Source organism: Streptomyces beijiangensis, from assembly GCF_017315755.1.
In the GTDB taxonomy this organism is placed as follows: domain Bacteria; phylum Actinomycetota; class Actinomycetes; order Streptomycetales; family Streptomycetaceae; genus Streptomyces; species Streptomyces beijiangensis.
Window position 1 is genome coordinate 1 of record NZ_JAFLRJ010000860.1, and the last position, 266, is coordinate 266.

The following is a 266-nucleotide window of genomic DNA, read 5'->3' on the forward strand; positions in this document are numbered from 1 at the left end:
GGGTCCAGGCGCAGGGAGTCCGGGTCCCAGCGCCTGGACCCGATGCTGACCCCGGGCCTGTCACAGGGCGTACGGCTGGACCATCTCTCCTGGCAGGGGCGGGACCTGGCGGTGCGGATCGGTGCGCGCACGACTCACATCACGCTCCGCTCCGGTCCGCCCATGTCCGTACAACTGCCGGACGGAAAGCATGAGATGCGGGCCGGGGACACGATCACCACCGAGACGCGGCGCCCGGATCTGACGCCGACGGACGACCTGGCGCG

General features: G+C 71.4%; 1 protein-coding gene. It reads left to right on the plus strand.

Annotation, left to right across the window (positions count from 1 at the left end):
• Positions 1 to 42: 42 nt before the first annotated feature.
• The coding region (locus tag J0695_RS39530; RefSeq protein ID WP_206969678.1) for a glycosyl hydrolase family 65 domain-containing protein at positions 43 to 266 on the plus strand (224 nt) is incomplete at its 3' end.